Below are 15,083 nucleotides of genomic sequence, written 5' to 3'. Positions count from 1 at the left end.
CTCCTCCAGGGGGTGGTGGCGGAGGCGGACGGGAATCGAACCCGCCTGACCCGGATTCCGGGCCACACCGGTTTTGAAGACCGGGAGGGGCACCAGCCCCTGAACGCCTCCATCCGCTAACCCTGTCGCATCGGCACGATCTGTCAACCGGGAGCTACCGCTCGTCGACGATCTCCCCGTCAATGTCGGTCCGGTCCCTCGTCAGCGACAGCGCGGCCGCGGCCTGCGGGAAGTTCGGCAGATCCGCGCCCACCGCCTTCATCGTCTCCACCGAGTCCCACACCCACACGTCGGAGAACGTCCCATCCTCGAGCCTGGTCAACCGGGTATGGATCAACTTGTAGTCAGCCGCCCGAAGAGCCTCGATCAACGCGGCCCGGCGCTTGATCAGCTCGTCGAGGTCCGCCGGGTCAACCGAGTAGCGGTGCATCCTCAGAACTGCCATGTCGACTCCCTTCGCCAAGAACCCCGACATTCTGACGCCGAATCGTCACCCCACGCCGTCCCGGGGTAACCCCCCACCCAACTTCGGCGCGGGCGGCTTGGGTCAGCCGTGGTGGGGGACCGGGGTGAGGCCGAGGGGGCGACCGGCGAGGCCGCGGCCGCGGGCGGTGAGCTTGTCGGCGATGGCGCGGAGCTCTTTGGCGGCGGGGGTGTCGGGGTCGGCGAGGACGAGGGGGTCGCCGGTGTCGGCGTGGGTGCGCAGCCGCGGGTCGAGGGGGATCTGGCCGAGGAGGGGGATGTGGCCGCCGAGGAGCCGGGTGAGGGACTCGGCCACCGACTGGCCGCCGCCGGTGCCGAAGACGTCGATTTTCTCGCCGCAGTGGGGGCAGGGGAGCCACGACATGTTCTCGATGATGCCGGCGATGCGCTGGCGGGTCTGCGCGGCGATGGCGCCGGCTCGTTCGGCGACTTCGGCGGCGGCGGCCTGCGGCGTGGTGACGACGAGGATGTCCGCGGTCGGCAGGAGCTGGCCGATGGAGATGGCGATGTCGCCGGTGCCCGGTGGGAGGTCGAGCAGGAGGATGTCGAGGTCGCCCCAGTAGACGTCGGTCAGGAACTGGGTCAGGGCGCGGTGCAGCATGGGGCCGCGCCACACCACGGGTGTGTTGCCGGTGGTGAACATGCCGATGGAGATGACCTTGATCCCCCGCGCCGACGGAGGCATGATCATCTGCTGGACCTGGGTGGGCTTGCCGGTCACGCCGAGCATGCGGGGAATGGAGTGGCCGTAGATATCGGCGTCGACGATGCCGACCGTGCGGCCCATGGCGGCGAACGCGGCGGCCAGGTTGACCGTGACGGACGACTTTCCGACGCCGCCCTTTCCGCTGGCGACGGCGTAGATCCGGGTGAGCGACCCGGGCCGGGCGAAGGGGATGTCCCGCGTGGCCCGGTCGCCCATCAGCTTGTGTTGCAGGGCTTGGCGTTGCTCGTCGCTCATGACGCCGAACTCGACGTAGACCCGGGACACGCCCTCCACTGTGGACACAGCGGTCATGACATCGTTCCGGATCCGGTCGTGCAGCGGGCAACCCTGGATGGTGAGCAGCACCGAGACGCGGACGGCCCCGTTCGACGCGATGTCGATGCCGGAGACCATGTCGAGCTCGGTGATCGGCCGGTGAATCTCCGGATCCTTGACCGTGGCCAGAGCCCGGGTGACCTGCTCGACGGTGGGCATCACTGAATGCTGAAGATCACGGCGGCGCGCAGGGCCAGGACTCCGGCCAGGATCAGCAACGGTGTGGCGATGGAGCGCACCGCGGACGCGGACTGGACGGGCACCGTCACACCCTCGGGAGTCACCGCGAGCCGGCTGGTGAGCAGGCCGCCGATGCCCGGCACGAGGCCGGCAAGGGCCACCAGCCACAGCAGGATCCACGGGTAGCCGAAGGCGAGATCGAACGCGCCGGCCGGGATCAGTGTGATCGCGAAGATCACGATGAGGGCGAGCTCGAGGACCGCGTAGAGTCGCTCGGAGACGATCAGCGGGCCGGAGCTCGGTTCGGCCGCGCGGCGGTAGCGCAGCAGGAACAGCATCAGCGCGGCCGAGCCGGAAAGGCCGGAGGCGAGGAACAGCCCGCCGAGCGCCCAGGTGTCGCTCCACACGGGCTGGTTGGACACCGACAGCAGAACTCCGGTGTAGCCGGCGATGAACAGACCCAGGATGGCGCCGACCGCGACGACCACCTTGCCGAACGCCCCGCCGAGCAGGCGCGCCAGCCACGGCCAGCGCAGCCGCCCGTCGCGGACCAGGGAGTCCACAAAGGACACCGTGGCGAAGGCGCCGTAGATCAGCAGGGCCCAGACGCCGACCGACATCGGCGAGGCCGCCTCGAAGTTCAGGCCCGCCTCGCCCGGCGTGGTGTTCCACAGCATGTGCCAGAACCGCAAGGGCGTGCCGAGGTCGAGGATCAGCATGACCGGGCACGGGAGCAGCGCCGCGAACGAGACGTAGTAGCCGATCCGCGCCGCCGGCTCGTCGGCCGGGTCGCCGCGCAGGCGGAACAGTGAAGCGATCACGTAGGACCCGCCGGACAGCCCGGCGAAGAAGAAGTAGGCCAGGATGTACCAGGTCCAGTCGGGCGATCGGGCGAAGTGCTGGGCCGGTTCCGCAAGCGCCGACATCATTGATCACCCGCCTTCGGCTCCGATGGCTTGTCCGGCGCCGCATCGGGTGCGGCGGGTGTCTCGATGTCGGGCTCGGCGGCCGGCCCCGTTGCCGGCACCGGCTCGCGGCGCCGGCGCAGCGCGAACAGCCCGCCGAGCACGGCCAGCACCGCGGTGCCCAGCGCCCCGAGGTAGCCGCCGAGGTTGTTTCGCCTTGGCAGCACGGCGTTCTGCGCGTTGGGCATCTTGTACGCCTCCGGCTCGTCCATGAGCAGGAAGAACGCGTTGAGCCCGCCGTAGACCGACTCGTCGTCGCCGTACAGCCGCGCCTCGGTGACGCCCTGGTCGTGCAGGTCGCTGACCCGTTGCCGGGCCATCTCCCGCAGCTCGTCGACCGGTCCGAACTGGATCGAGTCGGTCGGGCACGCCTTGGCGCAGGCCGGTTCCATGTTGCCCTGCAGCCGGTCGTAGCACAGCGTGCACTTCTGCGCGACGCCGTTGTCCCGATCCTGCTCGATCACGCCGTACGGGCACGCGGCGATGCAGTTGCGGCAGCCGTTGCACACGTCGGGCTGGATGTAGACGCTGTCGAACTCGGTCCGGATGATCGCCCCGGTCGGGCAGACCTCCATGCAGCTGGCCTGCTGGCAGTGCTTGCAGACGTCCGACATCATCAGCCAGGCCTTGCCGGCCCCGGTGCCCATCGTGGAGTCCGGCACGTTGTCGATGAACTCGACGTGCCGCCAGTTCTGGGCGTCGAGGCTGCCGGTGTTGTCATAGCCGTCGCCGAAGAGCGGCTCGTTGCCGGGCAGCTCGTTCCACTCCTTGCAGGCGACTTCGCAGGCCTTGCAGCCGATGCACACGCTCGTGTCGGTGAAGAACCCGTAGGCCCGGCCAGGCGTGATCTCCGCCATGTCAGAACCCCATCACGTTGGGTGTGATCTTGGAAAAGCCTTGCTCGGTGGCGTAAAGGTCGAGCGGCAGGGCCGCCAGCTCGTCGACCTCCGGCACCGCCTTGGGATCGCGGCCGAGGTCGACGTCGATCAGGTACCGCCGGCAGTTGGTGCACGCTTCGAGCCGGATGTGCGGGAAGGTCGCGCCGCCGGCGTCGGGCCTGCCCACCCGGGGACCGTCGGTCTGCTCGGCGTAGACGGTCCGCTTCGCCTCGCCACAGTAGGCGCAGCTGCTGCTGGAGAAGCTCCAGCTCTCCGCGCACCGCGCGCACTGCAGCTTGCGGTGCCCGCTCACCAGCCGGTCGCCGGTCTCGGTGTGGAAGCTCAGCTGCGGTGGACCGCCGCAGCGCGGGCAGCGCCGGTCGCCCCGCGGCGAGGGATCCCCGGCGCACGCGGCGGCGGCGTCCACCGCCCGCAGCGGTCCGTGCAGCGTGGCCCTGGCGAGGTAGCGCTCCACCGGCACGAGCTCCTCGCCGGCCAGCCACGCGGCGAGCAGCTCCTCCGCCCCGTCGAGGTCGGCCGCCAGGCTCCTGGCGAGCGGCTCGGGCCCCGATTCCGCCGTCGCCGCAACGACTTTGGGCATGACCTCGTGCGCGGCCCAACCGGCGAGCGCGTCCGGCGGCTGCGCCCGCGCGGCCGCCCACGCCTCCTGCCAGACCTCGAGCAGGGCCAGGTAGAGGGTGAGCAGCTCCGCCGCGAAGGAATACCGTTCGCGCAGTGCCTCTGCCCGCCGTCGCGGAGCGGCCCACGGATTCATCACATTTTCTCGATGTTGACGAGGAACGCCTTGAACTCCGGGGTCCGCGAGCTGGCGTCGCCGACGAACGGGGTGAGCGCGTTGGCCAGCCAGTGCTGGCCGGTGTTGATGCCGACGAAGCCCCAGTGGATGGGGATGCCGATCTGGTAGACCTTCTTCCCGTCGATCTGCAGTGGACCGAGGCGCCTCGTCACCACGGCCCGCACCTCGAGCTTGCCGCGCTTGGACGACACCCGGACCAGGTCGCCGTTGGCGATGCCCTTCTCGGCGGCCAGCTCGGCGGGCACCTCGACGAACGCCTCCGGCTGCAGCTGCACGAGGTGCTCGACGTGCTGGGTGACATAGTGCTCATGCTCGGTGAGGCGGTACGACGTCGCCACGTACGGGTAGTCGGCCACGGTGCCGTAGCGGTTGGGCCGGCCCGCCTTCTCGTCGTAGTGGAAGGCCGCGGGCGTCACCGACACCCGTGGATGCAGCGGGTTCGGCACCGGCGACTCGACCGGCTCGTAGTGCTCGGGGAACGGCCCGTCCGCGACCCCGTTGCTGAAGATCCGCCCGGTGCCCTCACCGGTCATGATGAACGGCAGCAGGGCGTCCGGGCCGGGCGCCATGGTCGCCGGGTAGTCCGGCACGTCGCCCACCCACTTGCCCGCGGCGGCGTCCCAGGCGATGCCCGGCCGCTTCGGGTCCCACGGCCGGCCCTGCGGATCGGCCGACGCGCGGTTGTACAGCACCCGGCGGTTGAGCGGCCAGGCCCACGCCCAGTTGGGATAGAAGCCCATACCGGTCGGGTCGTTCTTCTTCGGGTCCTGCACGCCGTCGCGGCGCTTGGTCAGGTTGCCGCTCTCCGGATAGTGCCCGGTGTAGATCCAGTCTCCTGCGGTGGTCGTGCCGTCGTCCTTGAGGTCGGCGAAGGTCGCCAACCGCTTGCCGGTGACGAGGTTCTTGCCGTTGATCTCCTGGGCGATCTCGTCCAGCTCCGGCTTGCGCGGATCCTTGTAGGGCATCGTCATGTGCAGGATCGGGTCGGGGAACTTGCCGCCCTGCTGCTGGTACAGGCCCCTGACCCGGTCGAACAGCTCGGCGAGGATCCAGTGGTCGTGCCGGGCCTCGCCCTCCGGGGGAATGACCTGGTCCTTCCACTGCGCCCAGCGGCCGCTGTTGGTGAACGAGCCGTCCTTTTCGATCCAGTGCGTGGCCGGGAGCATGAACACCTCGGTCTGGATGCTGGCCGGATCCATCCCGGGCGCCTTCCAGAACTCCGAGCTGGTGGTGTTGAACGGGTCCATGACGCACAGCCACTTGAGCTTGGACAGCGCCTGGAGCACCTGGTTGGAGTCCGGCCCGATGCTGGTGGCCGTCATGCCGGACAGCATGACCCCTTCCATCCGGCCGCGCAGTGCCTGGTCGTAGATCGAGATCCAGGACGCGTTCGCCGCCGGCTTGGGGATGTGGTGGAAGGCGAACTCGTTGTCCGGCCGCGCCGCGTCGCCGTACCACGCCTTGAGCAGGCTCACCATGAACTTGCCGTAGTTCTCGCCGAAGAAGTTCATCGCGTTGGGGCGCAGCTTCTTGCTCGCGCTCACGGCGAGGTAGTCGGCAAGGGTCTTCTGTCCCGGCGCCGGGATCCGCAGGTAGCCGGGCAGGATCTCCCACGAGATCGCGTGGTCGGTGTTGCCCTGGATGTTGGCGTGGCCGCGCTCGGCGTTCATCCCGCCACCCGGGCGTCCCATGTTTCCCAGCAACAGCTGGAGGATCGCCCCCGAGCGGATCAGCTGCACGCCGGTGGTGTGGTGGGTCAGGCCGACCGCGTAGACGATCGTCATCACCTTGTCCGGCCGGCCCATCTCGCCGACCATCCTGGCCACCTCGAGGAACTGGTCGCGCGGGATGCCCGTGATGCGCTCGACCATCTCCGGGGTGTAGCGGCTGTAGTGCTGGCGCAGCAGGTTGAGCACCGAGCGGGGGTGGTTGATGTCCACCTTGGCGTTGCCGCCCTCGGTCTCGTACGCCCAGGCCTGCGCGTTGTAGCTGCTGGTCTGCGCGTTGAAGCCGTTGAACATCCCGTCTTCGAACTTGTAGTCCGCGCTCACCACGAGGCCCGCGTTGGTGGCGTACTCCACGTACTCCTTGTGGTAGAGGTTGTTCTGCAGGACGTAGTTGATCAACCCGCCGAAGTAGGCGACGTCGGTGCCGGTGCGGATCCGCAGGTGCCGGTCGGCGACCGCGGAGGTCCGGGTGAACCGCGGATCGGCGTGGATGATCTTCGCGCCGCGGTCCAGCTTGGCCCGCATGAGCCAGCGGAAGCCGACCGGGTGGGCCTCGGCGGGGTTGGCCCCGTTGACGAGGATCAGGTCGGCATGCCGAATGTCACGCCAGTGGTTGGTCATGGCCCCTCGGCCGAACGTGGCGGCCAAACTGACCACCGTGGGGCCGTGTCAAACACGCGCCTGTTGCTCCAGATGGACCAGGCCTAAGCCACGCATCAGCTTGGTGGCGAGGTAGCCCTCCTCCGAGCTGAACGCGGCGCCGCCGGCGAAGGCGATGCCCTCGCAGCGGTTGACGATGTTGCCGTTGGCGTCGGTGGTGATGAACGTGCGGTCCCGGGACGCCTTGATGTTCTGGGCCAGCTTGTCCAGCGTGAAGTCCCAGGACACCGACTGCCACTCGGTCGCGCCCGGCGCCCGGTACAGCGGGCTTGGCACGCGCCGGCGGGAGATGGCCAGCTCGAGCGAGGTCGCCCCCTTCGGGCACAGGGTTCCCTCGTTGACCGGGCTGTCCGGGTCGCCCTCGATCTGCAGCAGCTCGACCTTGCCGTCGGCGTTCTTCTTGGTGTAGGCCAGCAGCGAGCACCCCACCGCGCAGTAGGGGCAGACGGACCGCGAGACGGTGGCGTCCTGGATCCGCAAGTGCTGCTTGACCGCCGTGGCCTCGGCGACGTCGAACCCGAGCGCCGTGACGCCAAGCGCCGCCCCCGTGCCCGCGGCGCCCAACCCCAGGAACCTGCGCCGTGTCAGCTCCTCCACCGCCGGTCCTCCATCCTCCAGGGATCGTGACCGCATACTGTGTACCGTCCTACATCATCGATCTCCGGCCCGGCGAGCGCAATGTCTCACCCCTGAGCAAGCTGCAGATCGTGACGATCACCAGGGTCGTCCGGGTTCCGCAGGATGTCCAACACCCGCGGATCCGCCGGCACCACCACGCCCCGCGCCCCGTTTTCGGCCGCTTCGGCGCAGGTCGCCCGCCACGCCGCCCGCCCATCCGGCACCGGCACCCGCACCCACCCCTCGGGCTCCCCGAGCACCAGCCGCCCCCGGCTCAGCCGCCCCACCGTGTCCACGGTCCGCTCCGCCGGCTCCTCGACCCCCACCACGACCAGCCGCGCCCTGAACGTGACCACCGCCAGCGCCGCCGCCAACGCCAGCACGTCCCACTCCGGCTCCGCCCCGCAGTCCACCCACAGCGCATCCGCCCCACCGGCATCGAACGCCGCCCCATCCGCCAACCACTCACCGATCGGGTCGGGCTCGCGGCTGAGCAACACCCCCACCTCGACCGCGGGCGATCCCGGGGTCACGGCTTCATCACGCCCAGTCACATGTGGATCGTACCGAACGGCGTGCATCCGCCGTCCTATGTGGACTTACTACACAGAGTCGATGATGGTGGCGAGGAAGGTTGTCCAGCCTTCCGCGGCTAACCCGATGACCGGCCGCCCGGTCCGCCGGTCCTTGCTATCGCGGATCAACACCGTGCCGCAGGTGAAGGCAACCTCCACACAGCTTCCCGAGCCGCTGCTGAAGCTACTCGTGATCCAACCGGGCCGGTCCGAGTCGGCCACCGTATCGCTCCCGGCGATCACGCCAGCTCCCGGACCCGCTGACGGATCAACCTCAACGAGTCCTCGGCGCTCACGGTGCGTTCAAGCGCATCGTTGTAGCTGGTGAGGAGGTCCCGCACCTGGGTTGGATCATCGATGATGTTCTGCACCGTAACCGTTTCATGCCAAGCCAGTGTGCGTAGCCGGGAACTCATGAAGTCGAGCAGGTGGAATGTCCCGACGCCGAACAGTCCGCATGCCTTGGCCGTGAACGGAATCACCCGCACCTCGATGGTGTTCGGGTGTTGCTCGATCATGTTGGCGACATGCCTGAGCTGGCTACGGAGGACTGCGGATCCGCCGATCTCCTGGAGCAGCGCCGCCTGACTGATCACGGCGGTGAACTCTAGTGGATCCTCGCCAACGAGCCGTTCCTGGCGTCGCATTCGGACTTCCACCCTCTGGTCAACCTCGACCTTGGGGACCGTGACGTTGTCACTAATGAGCGCCTTGGCGTAGTCCGCCGTCTGCAGAAGCCCCGGTATGAGCAGACTTTCGTAGGCTCGGATGCTCTGCGCGCCGTACTCGAGGCCGTAGAGCCGCAGTTGCTCGGTGCCAAACAGTCCGGAGTAGCGCGTCCACCAGCCTCGCTGCCTGGCCGTCTCTCTCAGTTCAAGCAGTTCTTGCTGCTCGTCGTGGTCGAACTCGAGCAGCTCGAGCAGCCTGGTCAATTTCTCCTCGGACAGGATCGCGCGCCCGTTCTCGACGGCCGACCAGTAGTTGCGTGAGAAGCCGAGCGCCTGGGTGATGGTCCTAACCTCGACACCGGCCTCTTGTCGGCGTTCCCGGAGCCTATGGACCAGCTCCCAGCTTGCGACCGTTGGTGACGCGGGTGGTGGCACTGCTCTGCTCCCGCCAGTGAACCGTGTGTATCAACGGTTACTCAAGTGATGGCAATACCAGTTGGTTGACGAGGTTACCGTAACTGCCTATAGTTTCCTATACGTAATCATGCGATCGCGGGAGGTGACCGTGATCTACTCGCCGGCCGTCAGCTCACTCGTGGTGATAGGCGACGGTTGCCCGATCAGATACCACGTCCACTGCAACGCCGACACGGATTTCTACTGCGGTGGCCCCACCGACCGGCTCGCGTTGCGGTTCCAGGCCGGCGCCCTGCGTGACTTTCTCGATCTTGCCGTGGAGGCGTTGGGCGAGATCGACGCCCGCATCGCCCGCGAAGCCAAGCGCGCTCAGGACAGTTGGCACGACCTGACTAACCCCCAGCCCGCCCGGGCGTGCTAGCGGATCAAGACCGGCGTAGCCGGAGTCGAGTGGGCCGCCTGGGGCTCGAACCCAGAACCTACAGATTAAAAGTCTGCAGCTCTACCAATTGAGCTAACGGCCCGCGGCGGTCATGGTACCGAGGTCGGGAGGCGGCGAGCGGGGCTACCAGACCACGTGCAGGGTCGGGGGTTTGCGGAAGACCAGGCCGCGTGGGGAGGTGGGGTGGTCGGGGTCGAGGCGGAGGCCGGGTAGGCGGTCGAGGAGCCGGCCGACGGCGAGGGTGACCTCGGTGCGGGCGAGGTGGGCGCCGAGGCAGAAGTGTGGGCCCTTGGCGAAGGCCAGGTGGAGTTTGACGTTCTCGCGGTGGAGGTCGAACTCGTCGGGGTCGGCGAACACGGCCGGGTCGCGGTTGGCGCCGGCGATGGACACGGTGACGAGATCGCCGCGCCGGACGGGGGCGCCGCCGAGCGTCACGTCCGCCGTGGCGTAGCGGTCGACGACGGCGGCCGCCGGCTCCATCCGGACGGACTCCTCGACGGCGTTGTGCAGCAAGGCCGGGTCGGAGCGGACGGACGCGAGCGCCGGCGCGGCACCGAGCAGGTGCCAGATCGCGTTGGCGATCATCCCCTCGGTGGTGTCGATGCCGCCGAACATCAGCACCGCCGCGTTGGACACGACCTCCGGGGTGCGCAGCCCGTGTGCCCTGGCGGCGTCGACGAGGACCGACGGCGGGCCGTGGCCGGAGATGGTCCGCGAAACCCGGTCGCGCAGCTGGCCGAACGCGTCGGCGCCGGCGGCGGTCACCGGGCGGCCGGCGGTCACCTCGGACACCGCCTCGACGATCGCGGCGTACCAGGACAGGACGGTGGCCGCGTCGACGTCGGCAAGGCCGAGCGCCTCGGCGACGACCGCGACGGCGAGCGGGCCGGCGTAGGCGCGGCGCAGCTCGGCCCGCCCGGCCGGCTTCATCGCGGAGATCAGCCGGTCGGTCTCGGCCGAGACGAACTCGGTGAACCGCCCCCGCACCGCGGCCGGGCGGAACGCGTGCGCGAACGGCTCGCGGTGGCGGGCGTGCTCGGGACCGTCCAACGACAGCATGCTGGGCCCGACCACCCGGGCGGTGGAGAACCGCGGGTCGTCCACGGTGAACGTCCGCGGGTCGCGCATCACCCGCACGGCGAGGTCGTAGCGGGTGACGAGCCACCCGTCGAGCACCGGCAGCCAGGAGACCGGCTCGACGGCGCGCAGACGGGCCAGCAGCGGATGCGGATCCGCTTCCAGCTCCGGCAGCGTGGCCGCGCGACCGATCGGGAACGTCACGTCGGCCGGATCAGCCGGGCGATCAGCTCGCGGTAGTCGTCCTTCATCGGCAGGTCCCGCTCGGTGTGGATGCGGCGGCGGGTGGCGGTGACCGGGATCCGCCGCAGCGGGTCGTAGCCGGCGCGGTCGTAGGTCTTCCACCACAGGCCGAGGCCGCGGCGCTGCCACGTGGGCAGCTCGTTGAAGTTGATGCCGTGCCGGAACAGTAGCTCGTTCTTGTCCGCGGTGCTCGTGCCCTCCAGCGCCTTGGTGGCCTCCTGGCGGGACTTGCCGTGCTGGCGCAGGGTCCAGTAGCACCAGCCGTTGAGCGCGCAGCGGGTGGCGTCGGCCTGCCGCCAGGAGAAGTAGTCGACCACGTCGTCGGCGCTGGTGCCCAGCCAGACCCGGCTGTCGAAATGGGCCGGCTCGCCGGCGGCGTGGGTGAACGCCGCGGACGCGATCCCGGCCGAGATGGACACCAGCTTCTCCACGGTGCGGCCGAACAAATCGACGGTCGGGTCCAGCAAAATGGAGATCTCGTCGCTCTCGGTGTAGGCGTACCGACCGTTGAACTCGGCGAGCATGGCCTCCGCGGTCGCGGTCATCATCCCGGAGAACCGTAAGTCGAACGGCTTGTCGAAGCGATTCTCGGTGAAGCGCGAGAAACCCCGCCCGTCCACCCGCATGATCGTCCAGGCGCCGGGCGGCACCACCAGCGAATGAAACCATTCGCGGGCGCGCTGCTCCGCCTCGAAATCATCACACCGCACGCTCACCCCTCCTACCCCCGTGGGTGGACGTCGAATCCACCGCTGCCGTCGAACTCGACGAACAGTTCACCGAACCCGTCTACCACACCGCCCCACATGGGGCACCCATATGGCGGGAGCCCTAGTGGCATTTGCCGGATCGAGCCGACCGGCCGTCATGATCGCCGGCGCTACGACTCACCCCTTGCACAGGGATCACGTCGCGTGGGCGACACTGCCACAAACGAGTCGGCCACGCGTCTGCGGGCACTCGTCGCGAGGGGTTGTGATGGCGGACTCCAATGCCGTGGTACTTGGCTCGTTATTGGCCTTTCTGGAACCCGACGATTGCGACTTCCTGCTCGGGCCGGGGCAGCAGCGCACTTTTGCCCGGGACGATCTGCTGATGCATCAGGGCGATCCGACGGACTACGTATACGTGCTGCGGTCGGGCTGGGTGCGGATCACCGTGACCTCCCAGGACGGGCACGAGGTGCTGCTGGCCCTGCGCGGTCCGGGCGACATGATCGGTGATCTCGCCGCGATCCACCACTGGCCCCGGATGGGTACGGTGCGGGCGCTGCAGCGGGTGGACGCCGTTCTGCTCAGCGGCCAGCAGTTCGTCGCCAGCCTGTACGCGCGCCCCGGCATCGCCGTCGGGGTGATCAAGATGCTGGCGGAGCGGTTGCAGGAGGCCGAGACCATGCGGGTGTCCAGCGCGACGCTCGACGTGAGCCAGCGGGTCGCCGCCTACCTGCTGCAGCTGGCCGACCGGTACGGCATCGCCGGCCGGGAGGGCATCGTCATCATGATGCCGCTGACCCAACAGGACGTGGCCAACTCGGTTGGCGCGTCGCGGCGCGCGGTGGCCAGGTCGATCGCGGTGCTGCGGGGCCGCCACGTGGTGCTCACCGCCAGGAAGCGGATCGTGGTCGCCCGGCCGGACGTGCTGTCGTCGTTCGCCCGGCTGGCGACCGGCTAACGGTCGGGCAGCCGGACGTCGGTCCAGCCGGCTCCGTCGGTCGACATCCGGTAGTGCCCTTGCGGTCGGTCGGGGGCGGAGGCCAGGTAGCCGGTGCGGGTGCGGCGGACGGCGGCAAGTCGTGGAGCGTCGGTGGCCGCGGTGAAGGTGCGGCCGCCGTCGCGGCTGCGGTACGGGGAGCCGACGATGTCGTCGGGTGCGACGAGCAGGGCGCCGTCCGGGGTGACGACGGCGGCGCCGCCCAGCGTGCGGGGCGGCTGGTCCTTGATGCGCCAGGTCTGCGTCCAGGTCTGGCCGCCGTCGCCGCTGTGGAAGATCGCCAGCAGGGTCCTGGATTCGAGGGTGTCCGGAAGCGACGCGGTGGCCAGGGCGTAGACGCTTGGCCCGGTGCCGGCGATGGCCGGCGGGGACACCCGGATGTAGGCCGGGACGGGCGGGAACGGCAGGACGGCTGTCGACCAGGTCCGCCCCGCGTCCCGACTGACCGCCACCGACCACTGCCCGGTCGACCGGTCCCGGCCGTTGACCCACCAGCTGCCGTCGGCCAGCGGGCGCTGCTCGGGCGAGGGCTGGCCGAGGGCGGGCGCGGTGGTCAGCCAGGCGCGGTGCCCGGAGTCGGGCAGGGTGACCGCGATCCGGCAGGAGCCGGCGTCGGCGGCGTCTGCGCAGTGGGCCTCCAGCAGCCCGTCCGGCGGGATCTCGGCGACCTCGGAGTCGGGCACGGCCGGGACGGCGCGCCAGGTCCGGCCGGCGTCGGCGCTGTGGAAACGGGCGCCGCCCTCGAGGTCGGTCAGCAGCACCCGGCCGGCGCCGAGCGCGACCACCCGCCCGACGAGGCTGGACGGCGACGCCAGCTCTTCCGTCGCGAACGCCTGCGACCGCCAGGCCATGCCGTCCTCGGTGACCAGCAGCCGGCTTTCGCACGGGTGGTCCGACTCGCCGACGCACCGGCCCCACAGCGCGAAGCCGTGCCGGTCGTCGGCGAAGTCGATGGCGTAGACCAACGGCGGCACGGCCGCGGGCGGCGGCTCCGGCGCCGGCGGCGGGGGATCCTGGGTGCGCAGCAGCGGGATGGCCAGCCCCGCCGCCGCGATCGCGACGAGCGCTCCGATCCACATGCGACGGTGGCTTTTCATGGCAGCGTGCCGTGGACGACGGCGCCGCGGGCCAGGACGGCGTCGACCCGCAGCCGGTCGGACAGGATCACCAGATCGGCGTCCTTGCCGGGCCGGATGCTCCCGGTGCGGTCGGCGATCCCGAGCACCGTGGCCGGCGTGGTGGCCGCCGCGATCGCCGCGTCGACGATCGGGATTCCGACGCACCGCACGGCGTGCCGGACGGTGGCGTCCATGGTGAGCGTGCTGCCGGCGATCGTGCCGTCGGCCAGCGTCACCCGCCCGTCGCGGGCGAGCACCGGCACGGGGCCGAGCCGGAACTCCCCGTCGGTCATCCCGGCCGCCGGGGTGGCGTCGGTGATGAACGCGATCCGCTCCGGGCCGGCCGCGGCCAGCGCGATCCGGATCCCCGCCGGGTGCACGTGGAAGCCGTCGTTGATCAGCTCGCAGGTCACCGCGTCGTCGGCGAGGGCGGCGCCGGCCGGACCGGGGTCGCGGTGGTGGAACTGCCGCATGGCGTTGAACAGGTGGGTGGCCAGCCGGGCGCCGGCCGCGAACGCCGCCCTCGCCTCGTCGAACGTCGCCTCGGTGTGCCCGACCGCCGCGATCACGCCGGCGCCGACCAGCTCGTGCACCAGGTCCATCCCGCCGGGCAGCTCCGGGGCCAGCGTCACCACCCGGATCGTGCCGGCGCCGGCGTCGAGCAGGTGGCGCAGCGCGGTGCGGCTCGGGGCGAGGAGGTGCTCGCGGTGGTGCGAGCCGCGCTTGGCGGGGTTGAGGAACGGGCCTTCCAGGTGGACGCCGACGAGGCCCGGATCCTCGTGGACCAGACCGGCGATCGTGCGCACCGCCGCGGCCATCCGGTCGAGCTCGTCGGTCACCAGGCTGGCCAGCGTGCTGGTGGTGCCGTGCCGGCGGTGGAACGCGATCGCGGTCCCGATCTCGTCGGGGTCGTCCGTGGTGATCTGCGCGCCTCCGCCGCCGTGCATGTGCAGGTCGACGAACCCGGGCAGCACGTGCCGGCCGCCGAGATCGTGCACCACAGCGTCTACATTGGACGGATCGCCCGCCCCCACCGCCACGATCCGCGCTCCGGCAACGGTCAGCCAGCCCGGATCCAGCACCCGCCGCGGCGTCACGACCCGGGCGTTGGCGAGGACGAACACGCCCCAACCCTAGATGCGGCGGCCGTTCTCAACGAAGGTCGGCGGCCTGCCGAGCCTCGTTGCAGCGCCGTTGCAGGATCGACCGGTGCAGGGCGCGGGTCGGCGGAGCCGGGTCGATGCCGAGCTCGGTGGCCAGGCTTTCCCGAAGCCGGTGGTACTCGGCCAGCGCGTGGGCGGGTCGGCCGGCGTCGGCGTGCGCCCGGATCAGCAGGCGGTACGCGGCCTCGTCCAGCGGGTCCGCGGTGATCGCGGCCTCGGCCAGCGTCCGAGCCAGCTCGGGCTCGCCGGTGCGCAGGGCCGCCTCGGCGCCGGTGCGCCGGCCCCGGCGCAGCAGGCCGG

Annotated in this window: 16 protein-coding genes and 2 tRNA genes; 2 read left to right on the top strand and 16 right to left on the bottom strand. The window is 70.2% G+C overall.

The genetic code is table 11. The annotated features are described in order from the left end of the window. Positions 1-16: 16 nt before the first annotated feature. The 10 genes from VGX25_RS11690 to VGX25_RS11645 form a co-directional block, all read right to left on the bottom strand. Positions 17-111 (bottom strand) — tRNA-Sec (locus VGX25_RS11690). 43 nt (positions 112-154) lie between these two features. Then, positions 155-445, bottom strand: coding sequence for a hypothetical protein (locus VGX25_RS11685; RefSeq protein ID WP_326917681.1), 291 nt, complete (start codon positions 443-445; stop codon positions 155-157). Positions 446-547: 102 nt separating this feature from the next. Further along, entirely contained in the window at positions 548-1,684 is a 1,137-nt protein-coding gene (locus tag VGX25_RS11680; protein ID WP_326917680.1) for an Mrp/NBP35 family ATP-binding protein, read from the bottom strand. Continuing rightward, on the bottom strand, positions 1,684-2,634 hold the full coding sequence (gene nrfD / locus VGX25_RS11675; protein WP_326917679.1) for an NrfD/PsrC family molybdoenzyme membrane anchor subunit: 951 nt from the start codon (positions 2,632-2,634) through the stop codon (positions 1,684-1,686). Before nrfD ends, VGX25_RS11680 begins: the two co-directional genes overlap by 1 nt. Next, a complete protein-coding gene (locus VGX25_RS11670; RefSeq protein WP_326917678.1) occupies positions 2,631-3,527 on the bottom strand; it encodes a 4Fe-4S dicluster domain-containing protein in 897 nt (298 codons plus the stop codon). The genes nrfD and VGX25_RS11670 overlap by 4 nt, the downstream gene beginning before the upstream one ends. 1 nt (position 3,528) lies before the next feature. Next, positions 3,529-4,323 carry a formate dehydrogenase accessory protein FdhE gene (gene fdhE, locus VGX25_RS11665; protein WP_326917677.1) on the bottom strand — a complete coding sequence of 265 codons (795 nt, stop codon included), beginning with the start codon at positions 4,321-4,323 and terminating at the stop codon, positions 3,529-3,531. Then, a complete protein-coding gene (gene fdnG / locus VGX25_RS11660; RefSeq protein ID WP_326917676.1) occupies positions 4,323-7,385 on the bottom strand; it encodes a formate dehydrogenase-N subunit alpha in 3,063 nt (1,020 codons plus the stop codon). Before fdnG ends, fdhE begins: the two co-directional genes overlap by 1 nt. Positions 7,386-7,435: 50 nt before the next feature. Beyond that, the gene (locus VGX25_RS11655) at positions 7,436-7,924 is read right to left on the bottom strand and encodes a hypothetical protein (protein ID WP_326917675.1); all 489 of its coding nucleotides are present in this window, start codon (positions 7,922-7,924) and stop codon (positions 7,436-7,438) included. 48 nt (positions 7,925-7,972) lie between these two features. After that, complete coding sequence (locus VGX25_RS11650; RefSeq protein WP_326917674.1) at positions 7,973-8,188, bottom strand: DUF397 domain-containing protein; 216 nt, start codon at positions 8,186-8,188, stop codon at positions 7,973-7,975. Continuing rightward, the gene (locus VGX25_RS11645) at positions 8,185-9,048 is read right to left on the bottom strand and encodes a helix-turn-helix transcriptional regulator (RefSeq protein ID WP_326917673.1); all 864 of its coding nucleotides are present in this window, start codon (positions 9,046-9,048) and stop codon (positions 8,185-8,187) included. The genes VGX25_RS11650 and VGX25_RS11645 overlap by 4 nt, the downstream gene beginning before the upstream one ends. Positions 9,049-9,157: 109 nt before the next feature. Between VGX25_RS11645 and VGX25_RS11640 the strand changes: the two genes are divergently transcribed. Continuing rightward, complete coding sequence (locus tag VGX25_RS11640) at positions 9,158-9,451, top strand: hypothetical protein (protein ID WP_326917672.1); 294 nt, start codon at positions 9,158-9,160, stop codon at positions 9,449-9,451. 30 nt (positions 9,452-9,481) lie between these two features. Here VGX25_RS11640 and VGX25_RS11635 read toward each other — a convergent pair. From VGX25_RS11635 to VGX25_RS11625, 3 genes are all read right to left on the bottom strand, one after another. After that, positions 9,482-9,554, bottom strand: a tRNA-Lys gene (locus tag VGX25_RS11635). Positions 9,555-9,595: 41 nt separating this feature from the next. Further along, positions 9,596-10,753 carry a cytochrome P450 gene (locus VGX25_RS11630; RefSeq protein WP_326917671.1) on the bottom strand — a complete coding sequence of 386 codons (1,158 nt, stop codon included), beginning with the start codon at positions 10,751-10,753 and terminating at the stop codon, positions 9,596-9,598. Then, positions 10,750-11,502 carry a tRNA(His) guanylyltransferase Thg1 family protein gene (locus tag VGX25_RS11625; RefSeq protein ID WP_326917670.1) on the bottom strand — a complete coding sequence of 251 codons (753 nt, stop codon included), beginning with the start codon at positions 11,500-11,502 and terminating at the stop codon, positions 10,750-10,752. The genes VGX25_RS11630 and VGX25_RS11625 overlap by 4 nt, the downstream gene beginning before the upstream one ends. 268 nt (positions 11,503-11,770) lie before the next feature. Between VGX25_RS11625 and VGX25_RS11620 the strand changes: the two genes are divergently transcribed. Then, the gene (locus VGX25_RS11620) at positions 11,771-12,463 is read left to right on the top strand and encodes a Crp/Fnr family transcriptional regulator (RefSeq protein ID WP_326917669.1); all 693 of its coding nucleotides are present in this window, start codon (positions 11,771-11,773) and stop codon (positions 12,461-12,463) included. Here the strand turns inward: VGX25_RS11620 and VGX25_RS11615 are convergent. The 3 genes from VGX25_RS11615 to VGX25_RS11605 all read right to left on the bottom strand — a co-directional run. Then, on the bottom strand, positions 12,460-13,581 hold the full coding sequence (locus VGX25_RS11615) for a sialidase family protein (protein WP_326917668.1): 1,122 nt from the start codon (positions 13,579-13,581) through the stop codon (positions 12,460-12,462). The two genes, VGX25_RS11620 and VGX25_RS11615, sit on opposite strands and share 4 nt — an antisense overlap. A gap of 14 nt (positions 13,582-13,595) precedes the next feature. Next, positions 13,596-14,744: an N-acetylglucosamine-6-phosphate deacetylase gene (gene nagA, locus VGX25_RS11610; RefSeq protein ID WP_326917667.1), complete on the bottom strand. Its 1,149-nt coding sequence runs from the start codon at positions 14,742-14,744 to the stop codon at positions 13,596-13,598. A gap of 28 nt (positions 14,745-14,772) precedes the next feature. Continuing rightward, positions 14,773-15,083: bacterial transcriptional activator domain-containing protein (locus VGX25_RS11605; RefSeq protein WP_326917666.1), on the bottom strand; the 311-nt coding region annotated here is incomplete at its 5' end.

The sequence above is a fragment of the Actinophytocola sp. genome (assembly GCF_035942955.1).
GTDB lineage: Bacteria > Actinomycetota > Actinomycetes > Mycobacteriales > Pseudonocardiaceae > DASYTH01.
The sequence above is the reverse complement of the archived record's forward strand: the minus strand, read 5'-3'. Positions and strand labels throughout refer to the sequence as shown.

What these genes read in the sequence shown, in the direction of transcription:
- VGX25_RS11685 (WP_326917681.1), bottom strand. Translation starts at nt 445, where the DNA reads ATGGCAGTTCTGAGGATGCACCGCTACTCGGTTGACCCGGCGGACCTC.
- VGX25_RS11680 (WP_326917680.1), bottom strand. Translation starts at nt 1,684, where the DNA reads ATGCCCACCGTCGAGCAGGTCACCCGGGCTCTGGCCACGGTCAAGGAT.
- VGX25_RS11670 (WP_326917678.1), bottom strand. Translation starts at nt 3,527, where the DNA reads ATGGCGGAGATCACGCCTGGCCGGGCCTACGGGTTCTTCACCGACACG.
- VGX25_RS11615 (WP_326917668.1), bottom strand. Translation starts at nt 13,581, where the DNA reads ATGTGGATCGGAGCGCTCGTCGCGATCGCGGCGGCGGGGCTGGCCATC.
- VGX25_RS11620 (WP_326917669.1), top strand. Translation starts at nt 11,771, where the DNA reads ATGGCGGACTCCAATGCCGTGGTACTTGGCTCGTTATTGGCCTTTCTG.
- VGX25_RS11640 (WP_326917672.1), top strand. Translation starts at nt 9,158, where the DNA reads ATGCGATCGCGGGAGGTGACCGTGATCTACTCGCCGGCCGTCAGCTCA.
- fdhE (WP_326917677.1), bottom strand. Translation starts at nt 4,323, where the DNA reads ATGAATCCGTGGGCCGCTCCGCGACGGCGGGCAGAGGCACTGCGCGAA.
- nrfD (WP_326917679.1), bottom strand. Translation starts at nt 2,634, where the DNA reads ATGATGTCGGCGCTTGCGGAACCGGCCCAGCACTTCGCCCGATCGCCC.